Raw genomic sequence first — 25,136 nt, 5'->3', positions numbered from 1 at the left:
GGAGTCAGGAGTCAGGAGTCAGGAGTCAGGAGGAAGAAGGAGGAAGAAGGAGGAAGAAGGAGTTACTGTGTTTGTGACTGAGGAAGCAAACCATCCCGCAGTGATAAAACTGTAAATACTACTAAAGTCCCCAGTAAAGTCGCACCGATAGCTTGGTGAGAAACGGTAAGGGATTCAACTTGTAAATGTAAACGGAAGGTAGCCACACCCAAAAGAAGTTGTAAAATCAACAAGCCACCAGCCAGATTTGCCAGTTTTCGCAAAGCCGGATGTAGGGCTGGTGTGCGCCAAGAAATTAAAACAACTGCTAAAGTAGCGATGGTTGGGGGTACTACGCCAAAAATATGGCTGTACATGACATCACAAAGTTGTTCCCCGGACAAACATTGGTGCAAAGCCCAACGAGAACCGACTATTGCACCCAATAAACTTTGTAAGTAGACGCAAACAGCAGCAGTTAAACCCACCCAAGGCAACTTTCCTACTGTTCCCGTGCCTTGATAGGGAATCAAACTTGTACCGATAATTAACAACGTAGTGAAAAATAGTAACGCTGTTCCTAAATGGGCGGTAACGATATCAAACCGCAATAATTCAGTTACAGTCAGTCCTCCCAGAATCCCTTGGAAGACAATTAAAAACAGGGCAAATGTGGAAGCCCAGGGTAGCCACTTGGGTAAATGTTGACGATGCCACCAGGATAAACCACAAAGGGCGATCGCACTAAAACCAATTAAAGCTGCATCCAGGCGATGAAACCACTCCAAAAACACTTGGAGATTCATTTGTTTGGCTGGAACTAACTCCCCATAGCACAAAGGCCAATCAGGGCAAGCGAGTCCAGCATTCATAACGCGGGTGGCACTGCCTATAGCCATCAAAATTAAGGTGGCTACGCATATTTTCCACACCAAGCGACGAATCATCTCCTGGGGCTGTTGTGCTACTGTGGCCGCTTTATTTTGTTGTTCTAGGACAAATTCGTTCATTAACAATACCTTTGGACCGCTTGTGCTGGAAATTGAAAATTTTCTATTTTGATTTAGTCCCGACTTCTACTTACCCTAACCTATAGGTCAGAATATAGAAATCAGCTTTCCCTTACACTTTGGATCACTTTAGCTAGTTTCCGCTGTAAGATTTCGTGCTGTTTTGCAGATAGAAATAATTAATCAATGGGAATTAATGGAAATTTCTGAAAATTTTTTGCCTAATTGTCATCTAACCTGGGCAAGACAACTTATCTCCCTTGTACTCAAAATTGTGTTCTTAATCGAAAAAATTAATAAAGATTTCAGACCAGCGGATACTATATCTCATTGCCTGCACTACCTTAGTATGTAGAGTTACTTTAACAAGTGAAGTAACTTACAGATAAAATAGTCAATTAATCAAGAAATCAGCCGTGAAAATTCCAAATGCAATCTGGACATTACTCATTGGCATTGTCCTCACCCTCGCCAGTCTCTGGTACGGTCAAAATCACGGTCTATTACCTGTAGCGGCCTCAGACGAAGCCCCCTTGGTAGATGGTCTATTCAACACCATGATGACTGTTTCTACAGGCATATTTTTGATTGTTGAAGGTGTTTTAATTTACGCTGTTATTAGATATCGTCGTCGGGCTGGTGACAATGCAGATGGGCCAGCAATTGAAGGTAATGTGCCTCTAGAGATACTCTGGACAGCGATCCCCGCAATTATCGTTATCGGTATTTCTCTCTACAGTTTTGATGTATATAACAACATGGGTGGCTTTGATCCCCATTCGGCTCATGCTGCCCCGATGATGGAAAATGCCATGAATATGCCGGGAACGGCAATGGCTGCCACCCTCATCAGTACAGAAGCATCTGGACAAGTATCACAATTAGATACCGATGCTGATGCCGTTAAAAAACCAGCAGAATTAACCATTAACGTCTCTGGAATGCAATATGCTTGGTTATTTACCTATCCAGATAATGACGTAACAACAGGTGAATTGCATTTACCCATTGGCAAAACAGTGGAAATCAACATGACAGCCAGTGATGTTATCCACGCCTTTTGGATTCCAGAATTTCGGGTGAAACAGGATGCCATTCCTGGTAGACAAACCAATTTGCGTTTTACTCCCAGAAAAGCGGGTGATTATCAACTAATTTGTGCTGAACTGTGTGGACCTTACCACGGGGTGATGAAAAGCCAAGTTGTGGTAGAGACACAAGCAGCTTTTGATAGTTGGATGCAAGAACAGCTACTTGCTGGTAAAGATATCCCCAATCAAGCGGTAGCAATGAATTCCATGGCCATGACTGCCGATGAATTTCTCTCTCCTTACACTCAGGATATGGGCATTCACTCAGAAATTCTGCATCAAATTAAGTAGTTTAAGAATTACTTGAGTTGCAGTGGTTACAAAATACATGGGCGCACAAAATACATGGGCGCAGGCCCTGCGCCCCTACAAACTTTTTTAAAATATGACACAGGCACAGTTAGAAGAAATTGCTAATGTCCCTAACCATGCTGAAGAACATGAGGAAAGGCATTGGCGAGACTTTTTCGGTTTTAGTACCGACCATAAGGTGATTGGAATTCAATATCTGGTCACTTCGTTTGTTTTTTACTGCATTGGCGGCGTAATGGCTGATTTAGTGCGGACAGAATTACGGACTCCAGAGGTAGATTTTGTCACGCCAGAAGTCTATAACAGCCTGTTTACCCTCCATGCCACAATCATGATTTTTTTGTGGATTGTGCCAACAGGGGCGGGATTTGCTAACTATTTAATCCCGCTGATGATTGGGGCGAGAGATATGGCATTTCCGCGCCTGAATGCGGTAGCTTTTTGGATGGTTCCCCCAGCAGGTGTATTACTGGTTGCTAGTTTGGCGGTAGGTGATGCCCCCGATGCTGGTTGGACTTCTTACCCGCCGCTGAGTTTGGTGACAGGCCAGGTGGGTGAGGGGATTTGGATTATGAGTATCTTGCTATTGGGAACTTCTTCGATTTTGGGGGCGATGAATTTTCTCGTCACCATTTGGAAGATGCGTGTTCCTAGTATGGGCATCTTTCAAATGCCGTTGTTTTGTTGGGCGATGATAGCAACTTCGGCTTTAGTGTTGGTATCTACACCAGTATTAGCTGCGGCTTTGATTTTGTTGGGTTTTGATTTGTTGGCAGGAACAAACTTTTTTAATCCCTCTGGGGGCGGAGATCCTGTTGTTTATCAGCATATGTTCTGGTTCTATTCTCACCCAGCGGTTTATATTATGATTTTGCCTTTCTTTGGGGCAATTTCGGAAATTCTGCCAATTCATGCCCGTAAACCGATTTTTGGCTATAAAGCGATCGCTTTTTCATCCCTAGCTATCAGCTTCTTAGGCTTAATCGTCTGGGCGCACCATATGTTTACCAGTGGTGTCCCTGGTTGGTTGCGGATGTTTTTCATGATCACGACAATGATCATCGCTGTCCCCACTGGGATTAAAATTTTCGGTTGGTTAGCTACTATTTGGGGTGGCAAAATTCGCCTCAATAGTCCCATGTTGTTTGCTATCGGCTTTTTAGCAACTTTTGTGATTGGTGGCATTAGTGGCGTAATGTTGGCTGCTGTTCCTTTTGATATTCACGTTCACGATACTTACTTTGTGGTGGCACATCTCCACTATGTTTTGTTTGGTGGTAGTGTGTTAGGGATTTTTGCGGCTATTTATCACTGGTTCCCGAAAATGACGGGACGGAAAATGAACGAATTTTGGGGTCAGGTGCATTTTGCCTTAACCATGATTGGTTTAAATATGACTTTCTTACCCATGCACAAACTCGGACTCATGGGGATGAATCGCCGGATTGCTGAATATGATCCTAAGTTCACGGCTTTGAATGAAATCTGTACCTACGGATCTTATATATTGGCGGTTTCGACGTTACCATTTATCATCAATGCCGTTTGGTCTTGGTTCTATGGGGAAAAAGCCGGTAATAATCCTTGGCAAGCGTTAACTTTGGAATGGATGACTTCTTCTCCTCCCAGTATTGAGAATTTTGAAACTCTTCCGGTTTTGACTACTGGTCCATACGATTATGGGGTGAGTGAGGAACGGGTGGAAACTGAATCTGTGTTAACTCCCCAAACTGAATCAGCACTTTAGGGGATAAGGGGGAAAGGTAAGGGGAAAAAGGAAATAAAAAACCAATTACCCATTACCAATTACCCATTACCAATTACCCATTACCAATTACTAATTTATGCAAGGTCAAATTATTGACACGGGGAAAACTGAATTAAGTCACCACACAACTGTTTCTCATCATGAGGAACATCCAGATCATCGTTTGACTGGTCTATTTATGTTCCTTGTGGCTGAGGGAATGATTTTTATGGGTTTGTTTGGTGCATACCTGACTTACCGTTCTACTATTCCGGTTTGGCCACCAGTAGGGACACCGGAATTGGAATTGTTGTTACCGACTGTGAATACTTCTATTTTGATAGCTAGTAGTTTTGTGATGCACAATGCTGATACGGCTATTAAAAAGAATGATACTAAGGGAATGCGGGTTTGGTTGGCAATTACCGCAGTTATGGGGGCGATTTTTTTGGCAGGTCAGGTTTATGAATATGCTCATTTAGAGTTTAGTCTGACTACCAATTTATTCGCTAGTACGTTTTATGTGTTGACTGGTTTTCACGGTTTGCACGTTACTATCGGTGTTTTAGCGATTTTAGCAGTGTTGTGGCGATCGCGTACTCCTGGACACTACAGCAATGAGAAACGATTCGGGATTGAAGCAGCGGAAATTTACTGGCATTTTGTAGATGTAATTTGGATTATTTTGTTCGGATTACTCTATTTACTCTAGGTATTTATTACTTAGTTGTTCACTCCACTCGAATAACCTACAATCCCCCTCTCTTTGGGGGTTTTTTATTTTCTCTCTTTAAACTTTCTCAACTTGCTTGGATGCTTCCATTAGAGTAAATAATTGTCCTCATCTAATTATTCGCAAAATTTGATGATTTATTTGGAGATTTAAGAGTTATTATTTTTAGCAAAGATAAATTTAAAAACTTTCATAAACCGAATTAATGTGGTGTCTTATCCCCCAGTTTGTATTTCACAGCCTAGCTGTCCTATTCATTTAGTTGGCAAAACAGGACAAGCTGTAGAGATTTCTATTCATACTCCCAGTCCATATATCTGTGCCAATTGCGAACAGATCTTACCAGATTGGAAACAGCAGCAGTTTTTGTGGGTAGTGGTTGTTTTACAGCAATCACAATATTCTCTAGAAGAAATGACCACAGAAACAGAAATAGAAAAGGAAAAGCTGCGGGAAAAATTTATGCGTTTTGGTTGCGATTTGGCATTTAATTTGCGCGACCGCGGGTATTTAACAGACTTGATAGATCCCCGGACAGGTTATCCATTACTGTCTCATTCTGGCTTAGTTCCCCACGATGATACAGCAGTAGCCCAAGCCTTACTCAAGTATCCCGCAATTGAAAATAAATGCCATGTTCTTGTGCATCCTCAATGGGGAACTGCTGTTTATCCCAGTGTCATGCTTTCAGAAGCACCTCCAGACATCATTGAATCAGTCACTAAAGCCATAGCACCAATGCACGGTTGGATAGAGGTTTAGTAGAGCAAGGGGAGGTAGGGGAGGTAGAGGAGGAGGTAGGAATAAGATTTTTTCCACTGACAAAGGACAACTGACAACTGACAACTGACAAAATAAATGTGTAGGCTAGAATTACGAAGCTTTTAGTCAGAGGAAGGGAGTATGGATAGTAACAATTGGTTGCAACAGTTAATGATGTTGGGTATTGGCACAACTTCTTTAGTTGCAGATAAACTGAAAGAAGTCAGTGATGAACTGGTTAAAGACGGTAAACTCAATCCTGAGCAAGCTAAGGCGGTAATGGATGATCTTGTTACCCAATTACAGTCTGAACAAGGTAATTGGGATGAGCAAATGCACCGACAAATGCGGAATATGATGCAGGACTTGGGAGTTGCCCGTCAGTCAGAAGTAGATGAATTACGGGGAAGAATTGACCGTTTAGAGCGTCAGGTTCGGGATTTGGAAAATAAGCTGTGGCGCTAAACGGTCATTTCTGATTTAAACTAATTTGTGTTCTATCGGTAATCTGATCATCAGTAATTAAAACAGAGAGGGCTGATTTTGAAAGGAATTTTCCTCAGCGTGGTGTTAATGCTGGTATGTGTTGGCGTTTTAGTATTTACCCAAATTAGTGGTCAAAAAGATACTGCAATCACTGCAATCGGTAATTCTTCCCCAGCACAACCAACCACCACTGTCACTCAAGAAAACAATACTCTAATAAAGAGCAATACTATGTCTGAAGCTGAAGTTGTTACTACCGACTCTGGATTAAAATATGTGGAACTAGTCGAGGGAACGGGCGCAATTCCCCAAACTGGCCAAACCGTTGAGGTTCACTATATCGGTACTTTAGAAGATGGGACTAAATTTGATAGTTCGCGCGATCGCGGTAAACCCTTTAGCTTTAAAATTGGTGTAGGACAAGTAATTAAAGGTTGGGACGAAGGCGTAATCACTATGAAAGTAGGTGGCCGTCGCCAATTAATTATCCCTGAACAATTAGGTTATGGTGCGCGTGGTGCTGGTGGTGTGATTCCCCCCTACTCTACTTTAATTTTTGATGTGGAATTGTTAGGCATTAAATAGGTAGATAGACACAATTAAATATAAGATTGGCGGACAGGATGCCCACCCCACAAAAGTTATATATTTATTGTGGGGTGGGCTTCTAGCCCGCCATAGTCCTGGTTAAAAAACATATATTACTTCATCAACTTGAGTGTGATATGAATACTGCTTATTTGGACGAATCATCTTCCTTTAGCTTTGACTTTCTCGCACCTCACCCCAGCCAAGATGCTGATTTACTCCAACAGCTATCTTTTATTCCTGGGTTGAAAGAAATTCTCATGTTACGTCAAGTTCACGCTCTAGAACACGCTACGGTTTGGGTATTAGGGGACAATAAAAAACCCTATTCACCACCAGGAACAAGCACTAATACGCAATTAGATGATGAATTATTAGGTGGTTTGTCTACCGAACAGGGATTTTTTCTATATGGTGATGTGAATATTAATGATTTGCGCCGCGCGGTAACATTAGCTAAACATCGTCTTACCAGTGGAGAATGGGATTTAGCTATACATCCCCGTTGTGGCACAAATGTATCTGTGGCTATGTTATTAACTGCTGGACTATCGGTAACTGTACCTTTTATGTTGCCGTTTCGACCAATTGAACAACTTATTGGCTTAGGTTTAGTAGCAATGGCCGCAGCGGAAATTGCACCGGATTTAGGAATGCTCACTCAGCGTTATATTACAACTTCTATCCCTTTTAATTTGGCTGTTGAAAATATTACTATTGCTCGTGATTTTTGGGGAAAGGAAAGTCATTTTGTTAAGGTATCTTGGGAAAAATAGGAGTTAATAAATCAGGAGTTAATCAATCAAGAATTAATGAACCACAAAGGAACGAAGAACACGAAGGAAGAAGAAAGAAGGAAGAAAATTTAATATTTAGTATTATGAAAAAGCTTTACTTTTTAGTTCCGGGGACAGATGGTAAATTTGCTTGTGGTGGTCTTTGGGCGGAGTTGAAAACGGTTACTTTAGCTCAACAGATTTGTGCTGCTGAAGTAGTTACTTATCGTCAGCGGGAATCAGATAAATTGTTTTTAGACGATTTATTGCAAGAGGAAAATTTAGATGATGTAATTTTTGTGATTAGTTGGGGATTTGATGTTGGTAAACTTGCATCTAAATTGCAAAAATATCATGTAATTTATCATGCTCACAGTGCAGGTTATAAGATTAATTTACCATCGAGTATTCCCATAATTACAGTTAGCAGAAATTCTCTAGGTTATTGGGGACAACAAGCACCAAATTCTCTAATTTATTATTTACCTAATCAAATTAGTCATGAATTTACTAATTTACATCAAAATCGAGATATTGATGTTTTAGTTCAAACGCGGAAATCTTCAGAATATTTAATTAAGTCATTAATTCCAGCTTTAGAAAAAAAATGTAAGGTGTTGGTTATTGATAGTTATGTAGAAGATTTACCAGCTTTATTTAATCGCACTAAAGTTTATCTTTATGATTCGGCGGAATATTGGAAATTACAAGGAGTTAGCGAAGGATTTGGTTTACAACCAATGGAAGCATTAGCTTGTGGTTGTCAGGTGTTTTCTAGTGTCAATGGGGGATTATCTGATTATTTAGATCCAGGATTTAATTGTTATAAAATCGCTGGTTATGCTTTGGAATATGACGTAGATAGAATTTTGAAAGTTTTAGCATCTTCTACATCATTGACTTTATCTGAAAATGTATTAGCAGAATATAGAACTGAGAATATTATCCAACGCTTGCGGGTAATTTTAACAGAAATTAATGATTTCTTTACTCATGAAAATAATTACTCAAATCCAATTGCCAATTTGACAAAAATTCGGTTAGCAAAATTGTTTATACAGAGAATTTTTGGTAAAATTAAAAAGAAATATTTACAAAGTAATTAAGGAATCTCATGAATAGACGATTATTGGTGACAGGGGGAGCTGGGTTTATTGGAGCGAATTTTGTCCATCATTGGTGTCAAGCTTATCCAAATGATAAATTAGTGGTATTGGATGCTCTTACCTATGCTGGAAATCGCCATAATTTAGCATCAGTTGCAGAAAGAGAGAATTTCCGGTTTGTCCAAGGGGATATATGCGATCGCTCTTTAGTTGATAAATTACTCTTAGCAGAAAATATAGATACTATAGCCCATTTTGCCGCCGAATCTCACGTTGATCGGTCAATTACTGGACCTGCTGCATTTGTCCAAACTAATGTAGTAGGAACTTTTACTCTTTTAGAAGCTTTTCGTCAACATTGGGAAGCAAAAACACAACCTGATAATTACCTATTTCTTCATGTTTCTACAGATGAAGTTTATGGTAGTCTCACTTCAGATGAACCAGCGTTTTCAGAAACTACAGCTTATAGTCCCAATAGTCCTTATTCAGCCTCAAAAGCTGGGAGTGATCATTTAGTTCGGGCTTATTATCATACTTATAAATTACCGACAATTATCACTAATTGCTCTAATAATTATGGTGCTTTTCAATTTCCCGAAAAGCTAATTCCTTTGATGTGTATTAACATTTTAACTGGTAAAGAATTACCTATTTATGGTGATGGAAAAAATGTTCGAGATTGGTTATATGTAGTTGATCACTGTCGGGCTTTAGATGTGGTAATCCATCAAGGAAAACCAGGAGAAAATTATAATATTGGTGGTAATAACGAAGTTGAAAATATCAGTCTGGTACAAAGTTTATGTGAAATCATGAATGAATTAGCACCAGATTTACCAGTATATCCAGCGGAAAAATTAATTACTTTTGTGAAGGATAGACCTGGACATGATCGAAGATATGCTATTAATGCCAATAAGCTAAAAACAGAATTTGGTTGGACTCCATCCGTGACAATTAATGAAGGGTTACGTTTAACTGTAGAATGGTATCTGAATAATCATGATTGGTGGAAACCTTTGTTATGAGAAATTCGTAATTATCAATTACTACCCAATCCTTAATTCTTCTTAATAATGAATAGGAAATTTGGATTGGAGTAAATTTCTGACAGCTACTTCTAAATCATTTTCTTTAAGCAAAGATTCTCCGATGATCACTGTTTGTACACCAATTTCAGCAACAAATGATAAATCATCGGGGGTTTCTATACCTGATTCACTGATGACTAAAATTCCTAGGTTTTGAAGTTGCGATCGCCTAGCTGCCAATAATTCCTGAGTAGTGTTAATATTGGTATTAAAATCACTTAAACTCTGGTTATCAATGGAAACTATCCTGACATCTTCTAATGCGAGAACCCTATCCAAATCATTTAAGTTATGAACTTGGATGACAGCATTCATCCCTAAGTAGTGAATCACTCGTAAGAAGTTTTGTAATTGCTTATCTGTCAGAATAGCAGCAATTAATAATATTGCATCTGCACCAGCGGAACGGGCTAAATAAATTTGGCAAGGATCAATGATAAAATCTTTGCAAAGTAGAGGTATTCCTACGCGATATCTGATAGCACGAAGGTGATCAAACCCACCATGAAAAAACTTTTGATCAGTGACAACAGATACACAAGATGCTCCTCCTTTTTTATAAGCCTGAGCAATAGTAACTGGATCAAAATCTGGTCTAATTACACTATGATAAAGTGATGCTTTTTTCACTTCTGCAATTAAACTAGGTTTATAAATACTCAACTGCAAAGCCGTAAAAAAGTCCCGGACAGTAGGAGCAGCAGTTAACTGACGTTGCAAGGAAGCCCAAGACATATCTTTTTGTATTTGTGCAACTTCTAGTTTTTTCTGCCACACAATTTCTTGAATAATTGCTTGCATTTGATGATTATAACTTGTGGTTGGGTAGATCATAAAATCGGCATGATAGTCATAAATTTTTATTGATGAATCTTCACCTTTCCTTCTTATTTTTCAGAAAAAATTCTCACAAATCCATGTTTAAAACGCAACTACTTTAATTTCAAATCAAACCTGTCAACTTTGCTGATAGGTGGTTAATTTTGCTGAGAATTACCAAGCAAGCAGTTAGTTTTAAGTAATCTGATATAAGTACGATAGGGGATATAGTCCATAGGATTGTAACCAGCAAATTGTAAAACTAGAACACAAGCCCAAGAATATTTACCAGATATAATCGCTTTGATTATTTGCTCTATTTGTTCAGTCTTGATTTTTTTATGAACAGATGAATTATAATCGTTAAAATTTTGACTCATAATCTGCACTCCTGTTGGTAACAACAATCATCCAATTTTTTTGAAGACTTTCCTGATACTTATCAGCAAAGGCTTCTTTTTAAGACTACCGAAAATTACCCTCCTAATACATGAATTATTTTTTGATTAACTTGATGATTTTTTCGCTCTTATTTTTTACATTTAATTAACTGTCAGCAGATGATAATTTTAAGTGTAAATTTAACGGGAATAATTATATAATATTTTTCTCTTTTTTATGTTAATTTTTTTCAGTTGCATGGCAAGCAAGGGGTTTAGAAATACTAAGCCCCTCCAGGATACTTTTCAGTTAAAAATCCCTACTGACTAATAAAGGAAAATGTAGAGTAAAATTTTAGATATTGATTTGCTACATCCAATTTAGAAAATTGAAGATCATTAGCAGTTCTATTTACGGGCTGTTCTAAAGTAGAAATAATGGCTTGTGAGAGATTTTTGACAGTATCACGTTCAACATCAAAATAACAACAGCTAGAACTACCAATTTCTCTAAATATGGGAATATCTGAGCAAACTACTTGACAAGAAAAATATAGAGCTTCTGCTAATGGTAAACAAAATCCTTCTTGAGATGAAGCGGCCACAAAAATTTCACACTTTTGATATAACCAACATAATTCATGGTCTTTAATTGCATGAATTAGCAGCACTTGATTTTGAAGAGATAGATGCTGAATTTGATTAACTAAACTCTCTGTTTCTGGTCCTGTACTACCAACAACTATTAGCTTAGTCTCATCTTTTAAATAACCATTTTTCTTTAAAAAAGAAAATGATTGAATTAACAAATCTATATTTTTATTTTTTCGATGTTGAGCGACACATAACAGAAAAGAATCATGATCACTAATATCTAAATTATGAGGTGGTTCAGCAACAATATTACTAAAATCCACGTAATTATAAATAACAGTAATGGGTTTGAGTGTTTGAGTTTTGGGAAAATAGGATTTAAGACTGCTTAAAGTAGATTTAGAAACACAGGTAAGACCATCACTATGTTCTATACATTGTTTTAAAAACAAGCGATTAAAGATCACGTTTGGATAGCCAAAAACCTCTGGTTTTTCATAAGGATACAAATCGTGAATTGTCGAAACAATAGGACAAGGAAAAAGTGGTCGTAAAAAAGGAAAAGGAAAAGATAAATGGACAATATCAGGATTTAAATGCTTTACCAATTTTGGTAAACCAAATAAAAACCAGATATTTCTTGCTAAAGAACTATTTTTAACATCTACAGTAATTAATTGAATTTTTGGGGAATGAAAAAATTGTTCAAAGTAATCTTTCTGCCATGTTCCGACAATTAAAGTCACCTTGCTAACCTCTGGAGTATCAGCCAAACATTGAGCTAGATTTGCAGCGTGTCGGCAAACACCCGTTGGTTTTGTTGGTCTGTGTAAAGCAGCAATTAATATGTGCATATTATCCAAGTGGGAAAAATTAATTAGTTAAATTTAGGTTCAAAAAACTTCAGATTCAACATTAGTTCCTGATACTTTCTTGATAGCAATCTCTAAATAAAGTTTGTGCAAACGCTCTCCGACAATCTGCCAACTGTAGTTTTCATTGACTAGTTTCCGACCTGCCTGACCCATACTCACTATTAGTTCTGGGTTTTGAACTAAATGAATCATTGCGGCCGCTAAATCACGGACAGCTTGATATGGTTCATTAGCAGTAATCTTAAAACCAGTTTCATCTGTAACTTGAACAGCAGGTCCCCCTAGATCTAAACAGATGATAGGACGACTTGCTGCCATTGCTTCCATACAGACCCACCCACCAGAATCATGTAAGCTGGGATGAACTAGCACATGACAATCTTTTAATAAATCTAAAGCCTTTTCACGAGGCAACCTACCCCAAAATTTAACTTTTTTAGCAATTCCTAAATCTGATGCCAAAGTTTGCAGGTGATGCCATTGGGGTCCGTCTCCCACAATCCAGTATTCTGTATTTGGTAGATTCGCTTGAGCAAAGGCACGCAATCCTAAATGAAAGCCTTTCCAATGCAAAAGTCTACCCATGCTGATAAATTTTACTATTGGCTCATTAGGGATTTCATATTGATTTAGATGGTCTATGTCTGCCGCCGATAACCCTGATTCCGGCAAAATATGCACATGATTCACACCCATTTTATAGAGACACTGGGCTGTATCTTTAGTTGTGGCTCGGACTACAGCACTTCTTTGAGCAGTCAGACGGACAAAGGGGTCTTTTTCTCCCAGCCAGCGAGCGCCGCTACGAGCAATTTCGTAAATTTTGCCATTTAAGCTAAAATCCTGCCAAAAGCTTGCTGGTGCTGATTCTCCACCACCTACAGGACCCCAAACAAGGGGAATGGGTAGGAGTGAGAGGAAGCAAGGACTGGAATACTTAACAAAGGTGACATGATGGCTCAAGTCAAAGCCAATTTTCTGATGTAAGTCACGGGCGACAAAATAGGCTTGAATTTGCCAGAGGTAATAGTGAAACTGCATTCCCCCAGACTGTCCCCAGCGTCGGCTATCTTGCCAAAAGGGGAGGGTAAAGTAAACAAAGTGAAGATTGGGAACAGGGTGACGTGCTAATTCTGCGTTGATGATATCCTGACTCTCATCGGGTCGAGTGAGTACCCAGACTTCATGGTATTTAGCAGCTTCGCGGGCAATATTCCAACCCACACCAGGTTCAGAACCCATACCAGGTTCACAAGAGTAAGCAGACATTAAAATTTTCATATTTATACTTGTATTGAGTAGTTAACGCTCTTCGGGCAAGGTAAGAGACAAGAAATATTCCCCCTGCTCCCTATTCCCTGTTTCCTGCCTCTGCCGTGTCTGTTTCTTCAATCGTTGTTCTTGCCATGGTATTCCTACCATAAAGGCGATAGAGAGCATGAAACCCGGTTCTTCCAATTGAGTAAAAATAAAACCCATGACGAGAACAGTTAGTAAAGTAACTTTTAAAGAATCATCTAGTCCAAAATGTTGCCAGGCTAAATAGCAGAGAAATAGGTATGCTCCTACACCTAACAGTCCTAAATCTCCCCATATTCCAGCCCAGCCAAAAATGGGGCTGAAGAGACTAGAACCAGAACAAAGCCAAGAACTAACACAAAAATCCATTCCTTCCTGACCAATTGGATTGGTGGTAGCACCTAGTGGTCCGAGTATAGACCAATAATCTCTAAGAAACCATACTCCTAGACGGCTGACAGTATGTCCAGGACCTAGACCAAATAACCAATCCAGAGATGATTGATAATGAGATACAATAGAACGCACTGAGTAAAATTTGGTATACCAAGCATAACCATCTAATCCGTAAAGTTCCGGTCGCGCCCAAGATGTAAATCCAGCAAATGCTTCTAAGTTTTGTACACACCAAAGAAATCCGTATCCGAAGATAGCGATCGCACTCAGCAATTTTATAGTTTTACCAAAATCCTGGGCATTGGCTAAAACTAAAAGACCCCAGGCAATTAGATAGCCAAGCAAAAGTTGTTTAGAATCAGAAAATAGAATCTGCCAAAAAGCAGCGAGAATTGCCGCGATTCTCATCCATAATGGAAAAGTTTTTTCATTAGTGAAGAAATATAAAGCAAAGGCAACTGATACCGAAGCCGATACATAATTCCCAGCCCCCGTAGGAAAAAAAACCCCGCCACATCCGTCTGTTCCATTCAGTCCCTTCGCATAGAGTTTCCCGGCATCAATTAGGGGTTTCTGGAAAGCAGCAAGAACAAAGTTAATCACAGCAGACCACATCAGCCACTTCTTGATGCGGGTAATGGATTCCGCAGACATAGGAATACAGACGATGGACAAGAGGAAAATAAAGGGTTCGCAAAGCATCATGAAAGAGACAATTGCGTTAATCAAGCCTGTGTTATTCCATAATGCACTAGCTAAAACTGCGACCAGAAAAATCAAAAGTCCTAATACAAAAGAATAGGCAATATTAATTTGTTTGCGATCTTTTGCCCGACTGGTAAATAATACAACTCCTAAAACAAAGGGAACAACTGCGAAGTGAGCAAGGTTCAGGATTGAAGGAGCGCGAGTAATGGCACAAAAAATACGGGAGTAGAAAACTACGGAAAAGGCAAGGATAATTAAGCTTGTATTATCAATCCATCCTTTCTTTTTTGGTTTCTTAGTTGTGGGTGAATGCAAATACATAATTTGCCTATTGTATGACTGGAGAATGTATATAGAATTTTTCCATTTGATGCAATAAATAAACCTTGATAGAGTCAAAACAGGAGATAGAGTAATATATGTAATTTATACTGATTCTCAATGAGATGTGGTAGGGGAGCATCCACTTTTGGAAGAAACATAATTCTCGCACTCCAAAAACCCTACTATATGGTTCATCTAAAAAAGGCTATCCGCCAAAAGTGGATGCTCCCTGTGATAGTGCCTTCAAAATTCATTAATGCCTAATTAGATAACTTAAACGTTCCTCGAATACGCTGCCTTTTAGAACTGCAACATAATCAGATGTTCCCCGTAAATAAGTTCGATCACTTAGCAAGTCTACAACCTCCGTTTTAAGAAAGCTTTTGTATATTCTGAAAAGTTTATAATCATAACTATGAAGAAGCTGAACAACTGTATCTGTAGCATTACAATTCTCATGTCGTTCAAAAACAATGCTTCCGATTTTATGTTCATGAAGGGCTTTTTTCATCCCCTCAAATACCTCAAGCTCATGTCCTTCAACATCTATCTTGCAAAGAGCTACCTGAGATATATTATTTTCCTCTAACCAGGCATCAAAAGTAGTAACATCTACCTTGATATTTTCGCGAGTTGATCCCTTGATAGCGAAGTGTGGAAGAGTAGTATCTTCATCGTCTTTTTTAATATGTGACCATCCAGGTTGCACCGATTCCACTGTCATTGTTATTTGTCCAGAGTAATTTGACAGAGCTTTTGGAATTAAGGTGACGCAAGAAATGCAATTTGCCTTCAAATTTTCCATCAGACATTCTTGCAGTCGAGGAACAGGTTCAAAACAATAAATATGACCTGATGAACCCACATATGGCAAAATTTGGAGAGATGTGTCGCCAATATTTGCACCTATGTCACACACAATATCCCCAGACTGAATGAGACGACCAATTACAACAGTAATCCAGGTTTCAAAGTCTCCAAACCAGAATAAGTTCTTAACAATATAATCTTGTCCGCATGGGTAAGCGGCATATTTTATACCATATTTGGCTTCAAATTCCCCAAAGTTATTTGGTACATCTGGTAGTTTGCGCAATAAACTTGCCCGTGGTTGCTGAAATGGATAATGCTTTGTGAATGCACGCAAAGTAGTCAAAATCATATTTTTCATACCCCCTCAATATCTAATTTCAAAAGATAAATATTACTAATCTCTTTTAAATAATTATCTAGTTGTAAATTAACACTAATGTATGGGTTATTGTAGACAAATTGGCAAAATTTACAGTTGATTTTTTTATAAATTATTGAAGATTCCTATAGGTTACAAAAGTTTTCTCATAAATCGTTGCTACCTGCTCTGCTGTATTTTGCCAGTTAAAAAACTGTGACCTAGATAGTCCTTTCTCAATTAAGTTTGCATAAAGAGCAGGGTTTTTATAAAGCTCAATCACTGCATCTGCGATCGCTTGTGGACAATTCGGATCGATCATTATCCCCGCATCTCCTACTACTTCTGGCAAAGATGAAACATTAGAAGTAATCACAGGAGTACCACAGGCCATTGCTTCCACAATTGTTAATCCAAATCCTTCATATAAAGAGGGAGCTAAAAGCACATCAGCGGCATTGTAAATTTGCACTAGACGGGCTTTGTCTGGATTACCTAAATTGAAGATATATGATTCCAGATCGTGCGCTTGAATAAAGGCTTGTTGCTCCTGCGTAAATCTATCTCCTGTTTTCCATAGACATATTGGAAATCCCTGTTCTTTTAAGTCTTTTAATACTCGCAGGACTGTCAAAATATTTTTGCGTTGATGGGTGCTACCAACATTCAGCAAGCAAAAAGTGTCAGGGGAGGGCGTATACTGCTTACGAATCTCGGCCACCTCTGAAGTAGGAAGCACTTGAAATTCTGAAGTAATGCCATTGAGAGCAACAGCGATTTTCTCTGGTTTAATCTCTAACATCCGGGTGATATCTTCAGCCGTATTGGTAGAAACTGCAATTACATGATTTGCTTTTTCCATCCCACTTACTGAATATTTCCACATAGCCGTACTCAATGCGGGAATCCGTGATTGATCTCGCAAAATTTCTGGATAGATGAACTGCACCAAGTCATGACAGGTGACAACTACCGGCTTATTAGCTCGATGTAGTCCATAGACGATATGAGCATCGCTTTGGTCAATTACATGAAAAATATCTGCCTCTAATTGAGAGACAGCGCGGGGATGTCGCCAAAAAGTTTCATAATATTTTTTAATACCTAAGCCTGATAGATAGAGTTTGTCAGAGCTATTCCAAGGAATGGGAGCAATTTCGGCAATTTCCCAATTGGGTCGCACCGTCCTTAATCCTGCGACTAGGTTGTCAGCATATACATCTAGGCTAAATGCTGCTCCTGGTACTCGTCGGACAATCATTATTCGCATTGATTTTTCATCTTCTGGTCAGTGTTTTTGTATGGTTGTTGACCCCAGCCTCTATGCCAGATGTATGTCTTCTTCCGAGAGAATAGCCAAATAAACCAAGTGACAAAGAGAATTATTGCCCCAAGTCCCGGTATGTTTGCCAAAGTGACAATTTTTGCCTTTCGTCTCATGGATGGGGTATTTGCACTGAGACTGCTTGAGCGAATACGATACCGTAAAAGCATTTCCGGGCATCTTGCTTTGCGAACGATACCACTGGTACGAACCCACCACTCGCCACATTCTGCTTCGTAAAGCGATTCGTTGAATGGATGCTGTCTCATGGTTTCAGTTCGTACCATCCACGATGAGGGCAAGGGAAGATAGCGTGCCATAGCAAACGCCCGTATGCTGCCCTTTTCATTCGTGAGGTAGTGGTCAGCACCGACGAAATCGCACCCTAAGTTATTTGCATAGGTACGTTGAATCAGCGTTTTTTCCTGACACCAAACATCGTCACCATCACAGTATGCTACCCATGTCATTTTTACGTATTTTAAAGCTTGATTGCGAACCGCTCCTGGAGGGGCTAGTGGCATCCGAGCAATTTCTAATCGGGGATCTGCGATTAGAGAACCCAGTGTTGTCTCTACCCAAGTATTCTTTTCTTCAATGCAGAGAATGACTTGACCAATGGCGGGGTCTGAAATCACCGCTTGCACAGTATCACGCAAAAAGGGTTTTTCACGATCAGTCATTGCGGTAATGATAGCGGACACATCTTGACTGTCACATTTTTGTTTGCAAAGCATATTTTTCTAATTCTACAGGCTATTTTTTTATAAAACTTATTAATGCCTTATTAGATAAAGAAAACACATACAAATTTTACTGAATCGCTCTATACAAGGGTATTCTTTAGATAATCAGCTAATCTCAAAGCAAACGCCACAATCATAAATGTGGAATTGGCTTGACCAGAAGTTACAAAAATAGAACTACTGGCAACAAACAAATCATCCAAACCATGAATATTACAGTTAGTTCCGACAACACCATCTTGGGGATGTTCTGACATCCGCGTTGTCCCAACTTGATGAAATCCATCTCCAGCCTGTTCCCAGACGCTAGATTCAGGATCATCAGTTACATACTTTAAATAACCACAGTTATGCTCTCTGAGGTACTGATCCCAATATTTATGAGCTTGAACCACACCGTCTATATCTTGCTGTGTGAACTGAAGATTGATATTCAGTCTTCGCATTCCTATTGCATCCCTTTCATCTGATAGGGTGACAGCGCTATTGGGGTTAGGTATCTGCTCACTGTGATAGTGCAAAGGATATTTATTAGCAGCACTGTAAACAAACAAGGCCGGAATTTTTCTTTTGGCAATATATCGCCCATAGCCAAAACGAGGAACAAAAGCAATAGCCTGTTTAAAGTCTTTCAAAACATTCATAATATGCGCTCGATAGACCCCCTGATTCTCTTTTCCTATCGCAGCTTTTCGCATTGCTGTTGAGGTTAAATAATTTCTCAACACGGGCATATTTAAGGCTAAATAGGCAGAAGATAAAACGCCATTTTGATGAGATGGATCACCAAATTTGGGAGATCCTAGCCAAGCTACAATATTGGGAAGTTGTTTTTCATGTAAGAACTCACGAGTGAAGGAGAAACGACGACGCACATAAATTTTGTCTGGATCTCGATCAAATCCAAAAACAGTATCCTTGGGTGGTGTCGTGAAATGTATAAGGGCAATGTCTCCCGAAAGATGCCCCATGTAGAACTTTCCTAATAGCCCGCTATGGTTGCCAATACCACCTGGACGCTGCCGATCAGAGGCAAGTAGTAGGCGAGTAGTGTTTAATGCACCACCTGCCAGTACATACTTTTGACATTTCACCCAAATATTCTTACCTACCAAGGTTTTGGCATGAAGTAACTCAACCTGAGTGCCTTGTTCATTAGTTTCAATTTCAGTGCAAGTTAAGCCATAAAGTAGTTTGATCTTTTGGGACTGCTGCAAATCATGAAAATATTCTTTACCAAAGTTGGTAGGGAGAGACCATCTTTCTAGGGTTGAGTTAAGTACCTCTGCATCAGGTAATCCTGGAACAATGGATTTCTGCTGGATGTTGGAGATATTTTTGATATTAAACTCTGACTGACCACAAAAGAAATAGTCACACGCCCTTTGAAAGTAACCTGTAATTTCCTGATAAGTGACAGGCCAATCTGAATTCTGAATATAAGGTCGCTGATCAAAATCCACAGGGTCGTAGGGCAAACAACGCCCACCCCAAATGATGGATGTTCCTCCCAATTGTCTGCGAGTACATTCTGACATGGGTGCATGGAATTGGGGATCGAAATGACTGGCTTCGCCGAGATTTTGAATCTCCTTAGAGAAATGTAAACGTCCACTCTCGATAAGAGCAACTTCGTATCCTACCTTAGCTAACTCTAAGGCTAAAACAATACCAGCCGGACCTGAGCCAACTATTGCAATATCTGATCTGAAAGTAGTTTCATTTTCAAGATTTTCTGCATCAATAAACATTTTTATGATTATACCTTTAGTTTAATAACGTAAGTTGCCACATTGTCAGAATCAGGATATCCAGGATTAAAGGATGAACAGGATGAAAATAAGGCTTTTATCACCAATTACTTATTATTAGCCTTAACTTGCCAATATGAATGGGATAACCACGGATGAATCCCAGGGGCAAGACTAGCTATATTGACAAAAAGCATCCCGGCAATTGTGATGCCGCGAAAAGTATCTAGGGAATGCAGACGAACCGATTGTTTGAGAGAGTGCATACATTGAAAGTTCCTGATGATCCAAGCGATTGGAAGTCACAACTACACAGACAAATCCTCAATGTAGTCTTAGTCCGCGCAGGCGGACTTAGTTTGTATAGCAGCGATTTCTGGTGTTGCTGATTAAGGGTATGAATTTTAGTCTCACGCAAAGGCGCAAAGACGCACTGAGGTTTGAGTTTTAAAGGTTCAATTTGGGAATTTCATACCTCAATTCAGCAACGCCCGATTTCTAATCGCCGAGGCTTGTTTTCAATAGTGGGGGTTGCTTTGGCAGCAAAATACTTGTGGATGACCTCAATATTTTTTTCCACTTCACGGCGGGAGTAGCTAGGATAGGTTGGCAAGTACAATAACTCTTTCTCAACTTGTTTGGCATTGGGGCAATCCCGATAAAACTCCTCAAATCGAGGTGAATCTGCGGTACTGGTAAAATGACCTGCGGCGATATCTCGACCTTGCTCAAACATAAACTTAAGTAGATCATCTCTGTGAGAATAGAGAACTGGAAACCAAAGGTAGGTATGAGAGCCATCATTACGGAGGGGAGGTAAGATTAAACCATGAATATCTTTTAGCCCTTCATAATAAATATGGGCATATTCGATTCTGGTTTTGATATTCCGATCAACATTTTTAATCTGTGACAAACCAAGACTAGCTTGTAATGAGGTAAATTGAGATTTGTAAATATCAGGAAGTTCTTTTGCTGGTTTACTTTCTTGAGGTTTTCTCCTAACTTTACTGTTAACAAATTCAACATTATTGAGATAACTGAACCGCAGAATTGGGTAGGTTAAAAGTTGAAAAAGAATAGGCGAACTAGCAATATCATGTATCAACCCTTTTTTAACTTTTTGGGTAATACCAGGCAGGGGAGGATGGGAAAATTCCTTTAATTCAGAACGAATTTTCTCAATCACATCTTGGCGATGAGAAACTACAACTCCTCCAAGAAACGTAGGTAGATTTTTGTGCATTTCCAAACTAAATACACCAACATCACTAATAGTACCAACTGGTTTTCCTTGTTCTTGTACGCCAAATGATTGAGCGGCATCTTCAATTATCGGGATATTGTAGCGATCGCAAATTTCTTTAATCTGGTGTGCTTTAGCAGCAAGTCCATGTAAATGAGTAATTAAGACTGCCCCAGTATTAGGATTAATTAGCCTCTCTACTTCAGCCGCAGAAATGTTACAAGTCTCTATGTCAACATCGGCAAATACGGGACGACCTCCCGCAAAAATTACCATGTTTATGACATCAACAATGGTATAAGGCGACAAAATTACTTCTTGTCCAGGCTTGATTAAGGCTTTGATAGCTAAATATATCCCCAGGCGACATTGATAAACACAAACTGCGTAATCAGTTTTAAATCTCTCGCAAAGTACCTGCTCAAACAAGTCAATTTTTTTGCTGTCTGGCCATAATCTTCCAACTAGGATGTAGTTCAAAAATGTGAGGTAGCTGTTGAGATTTGTATAAAGGCGATTCTTAGGATTAGGGCTAAAATTGAACATATATATCCTTATTAACAGGGTTGAAGGAGAATAGTTTGCCATAGAGAAATTAATCTATGGGCAATTTGTTCATGGGTGTAAAGTTGGTGTACTCGCGCCATACCATAGCGGGCAATTTCTTGTCTCCATTCAGCATCGTTGATTAGTCTGGCGAGGATATCAGCCAATGCACTGTGATCTTCTTCTGGAAATACCAAATCAGCACGACCAATGACATTGGGAATCTCACCTGAATTTGAGCCGATGACGGGAATTCCCATAGACATAGCTTCTATGAGAACATGACCGAATTGTTCCTTCCACGTTGGGGTTGAGCGAGAAGGTAATACTAAGACATCAAATTGGCTCAGTTCTGCGGGGGCTTGCTGATGAGGAACTGCACCTCTCCAGACAATGCGATCGCTAATTTGCAGATTCTCGGCTAGTTTTCGCAGTGCTGTTTCTTCAGAGCCAGAACCACAGAGAATAATTTGACTATTGATGCCGAAATCACTCAGTTGAGCAACTGCCCTAAAAATGAGGTCAATTCCTTTGCTGTGAGCTAAACGACCGAGAAAGCCGATCTGAAAAGTAGATGTATTGGCTGTGGGTGATTTTATGGATGGGGCAAAAAACTCTGGATCAACTCCCATTTGCGGCATTACTTCTAATAAGCCACGATAGTTCCACTTTTCCATCACATTAGCTCCGTCTTGATTACCGGAGATAATTGCACTGGCACTATTCAAGACAAATTTGCATATCTGCCAACGAGCTAATGGTAACTGGCGCAATTGATTTTCCCAGCCAAAGATGATAATCGGTTTGTTGGTGATGCGAGCTAAAATGGCGACTTCAAAAGCGCAGAGTGAAAATACTTCTTCCTCGATTTGGATCAAATCGGGTTGAAAATCTTGCAATACTTTCCAGATGACCCAAGGGGCATATAAATGCGCTCCCACCCGTCCCGAAAACATCACGGGAGCCGAATAGAGATGCAGATGAGAATAAGGGCGTTCTAGTGGGATGAGACGATCCCATTCCAAGGCTTTCCAGTTACTGGGAGCTAGAAGAGCGACTTCAATATTTTCCTGCTGTGCGATGGCATTCAATTTGCCCTGGTTAACACCGACAACATAGGCATGACTGACAAAAAGAACTTTTAAAACTTTGGCTGTTATATTAATTTGGGCTGTGGGCAAGTTGTCACGGTGTTTTTGTTTTAGCCTCATTTATTTTAGTTGGTTAGTATTCAAAAAACGATTTGTTTAGGCAATCAGCGCCCGAATTTTAGTCACAGTCCAATCAACTAACTTGGGTCGGTGTTGTGGTGCATACAACCATGTAATTGCCGGTTCAGCTAGAGGTAATGGCATCAATCCCACCCAGATAAACCAGAGGCTGTAGAAAAGTCGCTTTTGCCAATTAAAGTCTGAGTATTTCCAGAGACAACGAATTCCGGAGTAAATTAAATTGAGTGGGCGATCGCTGGGAACTGGATGCTTGTGAGGATCTAGGCGTAAAGAAATAATCCGCGACCATAAACGTCCGAGTGAGCGTTGTTCTAAATCAGTAGGAACTTCATAGCCCAATGCTTTGGCTTTCTGGGTTAACAAAGCAAAGTTCTGTAAATCATGGCGCACAAAGCGTTGAAATCGAGCAGCCGTTACTGTTGCCAATGCCCACTGATTTGTATCATGAATTCTGTAAGCACCCAGTGGTTTTTCTATGGCAGCAACATCACCATAAAAAGGAACTTGAAAAGATAAATAGTCATCTGCGGTGAGTTTATATTCATCAGGAATGGGAAAAAGCTTTTCCAGAACCTGCGGATTTAGGGCATTACCGCTAGTGGGAGTGCTGATATATCCACCTTTATCTAAGAGGATTTTCCATACTTCACCACTGGAAAGAGGGGCAGATCCTTGGGGCGAAGAGTAACCAAGGGATTTTCCCATTTTATCAACAACCGTTAGGCGATAGTGGACTTTAGAAAGTTCTGGTTTCCAGACTGCAACGATTTCTTCAACTGCATAAGGGAATAAATAATCGTCCGCATCTAGAAAAATAATGATATCGCCCTTACTTTTGGCAAACCCACTATTGAAAGCCCCAGCTTGTTTGCTATTGGGTTGGAAGATGGGAATGATGCGTTGACCATATCCGGCAATAATATCACGAGAATTGTCAGTTGAACCATCATCAACAACAATAATTTCTGTATGAGGATAGGTTTGGTTAATGGCGCTATTGATTGCCTCTGGGAGAAAGCGATCGTAATTGTAGTTGTTGATGATGATACTAACAAATAGTTGATACGGCATATTATTAATTTGCTAATAGGTTGCTAAATCAATTTAGCAATTGCTGGCGGTAAAAATAATTTCATGAACCTACGAATGCCACCCAAGCTAAATCTTTTAGATAACGGATAGTATTGACTAAAATAAATATCTATAGCTTGCTTTTTCTTCCCCGTATTAATTAACTGAATAATTGCAGGTGAAGCTTCTCTCTTCATCTCATAATTTTTAGCAGAAGATAGTTCCTCTGGAAAATCAGTCTTGAGAATTATATGGAAAGATTGTGCAGTGGAATCATCATTGATATTGCTAGACATTGAATTTTTAGTCCTTCGATACTTAGCAGTATATTTGTCCAAGAAGAAGAAATTCGAGTATTCAAAGCCCAATCGTAAACTAAAATCAAATTCTCCCCCATTTCCTACTTCTTCATAAGAACGCCATTTTATAGCCTTAGCGGCAGATGCCAGAATCATAAAGCAATCGTTGGGGAACTGGTGCAGTAAGGCAGCCTCTATAGACGATTTTTGTAATCCAGACCTGTCGGTAGTACGGAAGTAGAATTGATTAAGTTTAGAGCTAAGATTCTGGTCAATAGTACCTTCCTCTGACATAAAATACTGCTTGCCATAGGCTGTGACTAAATTGGGATGAATATCCCAGCAACTATTTAAGTCTTCTAGGGCATTAGGGAGCAATAAGTCATCATCATGAAGAAGAACTATTTTATCTCCTTTTGCTATCTCATATATAAAGTTGATATTTCCTGCCTGACCTAGAGAAGGAGAATGCCTAGTATAAGAAATAGGAATTTTGCATTCCTGCTTAATATCTAAAACTAGGTTTTCAGTTAGGTTATCATGAGAGTCATCACCTATGACGATTTCGATTGGTTGGAGAGTTTGTTCAAATACTGAATACAAAGCTTCTTGGAGAAGCTGAGGTCTTTGATATGTTGGAATACATACAGATATGGATGATTTCATTAATT

At 39.4% G+C, this 25,136-nt stretch carries 24 protein-coding genes; 9 read left to right on the top strand and 15 right to left on the bottom strand.

Translation table 11 applies throughout. The features are described 5' to 3' along the window. Positions 1-62: 62 nt before the first annotated feature. Complete coding sequence (locus tag PN450_RS05120; protein ID WP_168697235.1) at positions 63-989, bottom strand: COX15/CtaA family protein; 927 nt, start codon at positions 987-989, stop codon at positions 63-65. A gap of 416 nt (positions 990-1,405) precedes the next feature. On the opposite strand from PN450_RS05120, the gene PN450_RS05115 reads away from it, so the two are divergent. From PN450_RS05115 to rfbB, 9 genes are all read left to right on the top strand, one after another. Then, positions 1,406-2,371 (top strand): cytochrome c oxidase subunit II, encoded by a 966-nt coding sequence (locus PN450_RS05115; protein WP_271835615.1) that lies wholly within the window; start codon positions 1,406-1,408, stop codon positions 2,369-2,371. Positions 2,372-2,465: 94 nt separating this feature from the next. Continuing rightward, a complete protein-coding gene (gene ctaD, locus PN450_RS05110; RefSeq protein WP_148765061.1) occupies positions 2,466-4,139 on the top strand; it encodes a cytochrome c oxidase subunit I in 1,674 nt (557 codons plus the stop codon). A gap of 97 nt (positions 4,140-4,236) precedes the next feature. Then, positions 4,237-4,851, top strand: a complete 615-nt coding sequence (locus PN450_RS05105) for a cytochrome c oxidase subunit 3 (RefSeq protein ID WP_271835614.1) — start codon at positions 4,237-4,239, stop codon at positions 4,849-4,851. 228 nt (positions 4,852-5,079) lie between these two features. Next, entirely contained in the window at positions 5,080-5,634 is a 555-nt protein-coding gene (locus PN450_RS05100) for a methylmalonic aciduria and homocystinuria type D protein (RefSeq protein WP_015081008.1), read from the top strand. A 141-nt stretch (positions 5,635-5,775) separates the two neighbouring features. Next, positions 5,776-6,099: a phasin family protein gene (locus tag PN450_RS05095; RefSeq protein WP_015081007.1), complete on the top strand. Its 324-nt coding sequence runs from the start codon at positions 5,776-5,778 to the stop codon at positions 6,097-6,099. 108 nt (positions 6,100-6,207) lie between these two features. After that, complete coding sequence (locus PN450_RS05090) at positions 6,208-6,705, top strand: FKBP-type peptidyl-prolyl cis-trans isomerase (protein ID WP_271835619.1); 498 nt, start codon at positions 6,208-6,210, stop codon at positions 6,703-6,705. A gap of 140 nt (positions 6,706-6,845) precedes the next feature. Then, on the top strand, positions 6,846-7,484 hold the full coding sequence (locus tag PN450_RS05085) for a DUF6391 domain-containing protein (RefSeq protein ID WP_271835613.1): 639 nt from the start codon (positions 6,846-6,848) through the stop codon (positions 7,482-7,484). A gap of 104 nt (positions 7,485-7,588) precedes the next feature. Beyond that, complete coding sequence (locus tag PN450_RS05080) at positions 7,589-8,590, top strand: glycosyltransferase (protein WP_271835618.1); 1,002 nt, start codon at positions 7,589-7,591, stop codon at positions 8,588-8,590. Positions 8,591-8,598: 8 nt separating this feature from the next. Further along, positions 8,599-9,621 carry a dTDP-glucose 4,6-dehydratase gene (gene rfbB, locus PN450_RS05075; RefSeq protein ID WP_148765058.1) on the top strand — a complete coding sequence of 341 codons (1,023 nt, stop codon included), beginning with the start codon at positions 8,599-8,601 and terminating at the stop codon, positions 9,619-9,621. Positions 9,622-9,663: 42 nt separating this feature from the next. On the opposite strand, the gene PN450_RS05070 is transcribed toward rfbB, so the two are convergent. The 14 genes from PN450_RS05070 to PN450_RS05005 form a co-directional block, all read right to left on the bottom strand. Further along, positions 9,664-10,575 (bottom strand): indole-3-glycerol phosphate synthase TrpC, encoded by a 912-nt coding sequence (locus PN450_RS05070; RefSeq protein ID WP_305791132.1) that lies wholly within the window; start codon positions 10,573-10,575, stop codon positions 9,664-9,666. A gap of 86 nt (positions 10,576-10,661) precedes the next feature. After that, positions 10,662-10,883 (bottom strand): HetP family heterocyst commitment protein, encoded by a 222-nt coding sequence (locus PN450_RS05065; protein ID WP_015081001.1) that lies wholly within the window; start codon positions 10,881-10,883, stop codon positions 10,662-10,664. Between the two features lie 320 nt (positions 10,884-11,203). Further along, complete coding sequence (locus PN450_RS05060) at positions 11,204-12,331, bottom strand: glycosyltransferase family 4 protein (RefSeq protein WP_271835612.1); 1,128 nt, start codon at positions 12,329-12,331, stop codon at positions 11,204-11,206. A 39-nt stretch (positions 12,332-12,370) separates the two neighbouring features. Next, entirely contained in the window at positions 12,371-13,633 is a 1,263-nt protein-coding gene (locus PN450_RS05055; RefSeq protein WP_148765052.1) for a glycosyltransferase family 4 protein, read from the bottom strand. Positions 13,634-13,654: 21 nt separating this feature from the next. Beyond that, positions 13,655-15,076 (bottom strand): hypothetical protein, encoded by a 1,422-nt coding sequence (locus PN450_RS05050; protein ID WP_271835611.1) that lies wholly within the window; start codon positions 15,074-15,076, stop codon positions 13,655-13,657. A 256-nt stretch (positions 15,077-15,332) separates the two neighbouring features. After that, positions 15,333-16,250, bottom strand: a complete 918-nt coding sequence (locus PN450_RS05045) for an FkbM family methyltransferase (protein ID WP_271835610.1) — start codon at positions 16,248-16,250, stop codon at positions 15,333-15,335. Between the two features lie 133 nt (positions 16,251-16,383). Beyond that, positions 16,384-17,520, bottom strand: a complete 1,137-nt coding sequence (locus PN450_RS05040) for a glycosyltransferase family 4 protein (RefSeq protein ID WP_271835609.1) — start codon at positions 17,518-17,520, stop codon at positions 16,384-16,386. After that, positions 17,511-18,257 (bottom strand): glycosyltransferase family protein, encoded by a 747-nt coding sequence (locus PN450_RS05035; protein ID WP_210422232.1) that lies wholly within the window; start codon positions 18,255-18,257, stop codon positions 17,511-17,513. Before PN450_RS05035 ends, PN450_RS05040 begins: the two co-directional genes overlap by 10 nt. A gap of 143 nt (positions 18,258-18,400) precedes the next feature. Continuing rightward, entirely contained in the window at positions 18,401-20,071 is a 1,671-nt protein-coding gene (locus PN450_RS05030; protein WP_271835608.1) for a GMC oxidoreductase, read from the bottom strand. Between the two features lie 107 nt (positions 20,072-20,178). Beyond that, positions 20,179-20,337 carry a hypothetical protein gene (locus PN450_RS05025; protein ID WP_168632566.1) on the bottom strand — a complete coding sequence of 53 codons (159 nt, stop codon included), beginning with the start codon at positions 20,335-20,337 and terminating at the stop codon, positions 20,179-20,181. A 215-nt stretch (positions 20,338-20,552) separates the two neighbouring features. Further along, the gene (locus tag PN450_RS05020; protein ID WP_271835606.1) at positions 20,553-21,863 is read right to left on the bottom strand and encodes a DegT/DnrJ/EryC1/StrS family aminotransferase; all 1,311 of its coding nucleotides are present in this window, start codon (positions 21,861-21,863) and stop codon (positions 20,553-20,555) included. Between the two features lie 11 nt (positions 21,864-21,874). Further along, complete coding sequence (locus tag PN450_RS05015) at positions 21,875-23,074, bottom strand: glycosyltransferase (protein WP_271835605.1); 1,200 nt, start codon at positions 23,072-23,074, stop codon at positions 21,875-21,877. A 36-nt stretch (positions 23,075-23,110) separates the two neighbouring features. Beyond that, positions 23,111-24,166 carry a glycosyltransferase family 2 protein gene (locus PN450_RS05010; RefSeq protein ID WP_271835604.1) on the bottom strand — a complete coding sequence of 352 codons (1,056 nt, stop codon included), beginning with the start codon at positions 24,164-24,166 and terminating at the stop codon, positions 23,111-23,113. Between the two features lie 23 nt (positions 24,167-24,189). After that, on the bottom strand, positions 24,190-25,131 hold the full coding sequence (locus PN450_RS05005) for a glycosyltransferase family 2 protein (RefSeq protein ID WP_148765032.1): 942 nt from the start codon (positions 25,129-25,131) through the stop codon (positions 24,190-24,192). Between the last annotated feature and the right edge of the window lie 5 nt (positions 25,132-25,136).

Origin of the sequence: Dolichospermum lemmermannii CS-548, from assembly GCF_028330815.1 — a bacterium.
Taxonomy (GTDB): domain Bacteria; phylum Cyanobacteriota; class Cyanobacteriia; order Cyanobacteriales; family Nostocaceae; genus Dolichospermum; species Dolichospermum lemmermannii.
Note: the sequence above shows the minus strand (reverse complement) of the source record. Positions and strands in the feature narration are given on the sequence as shown.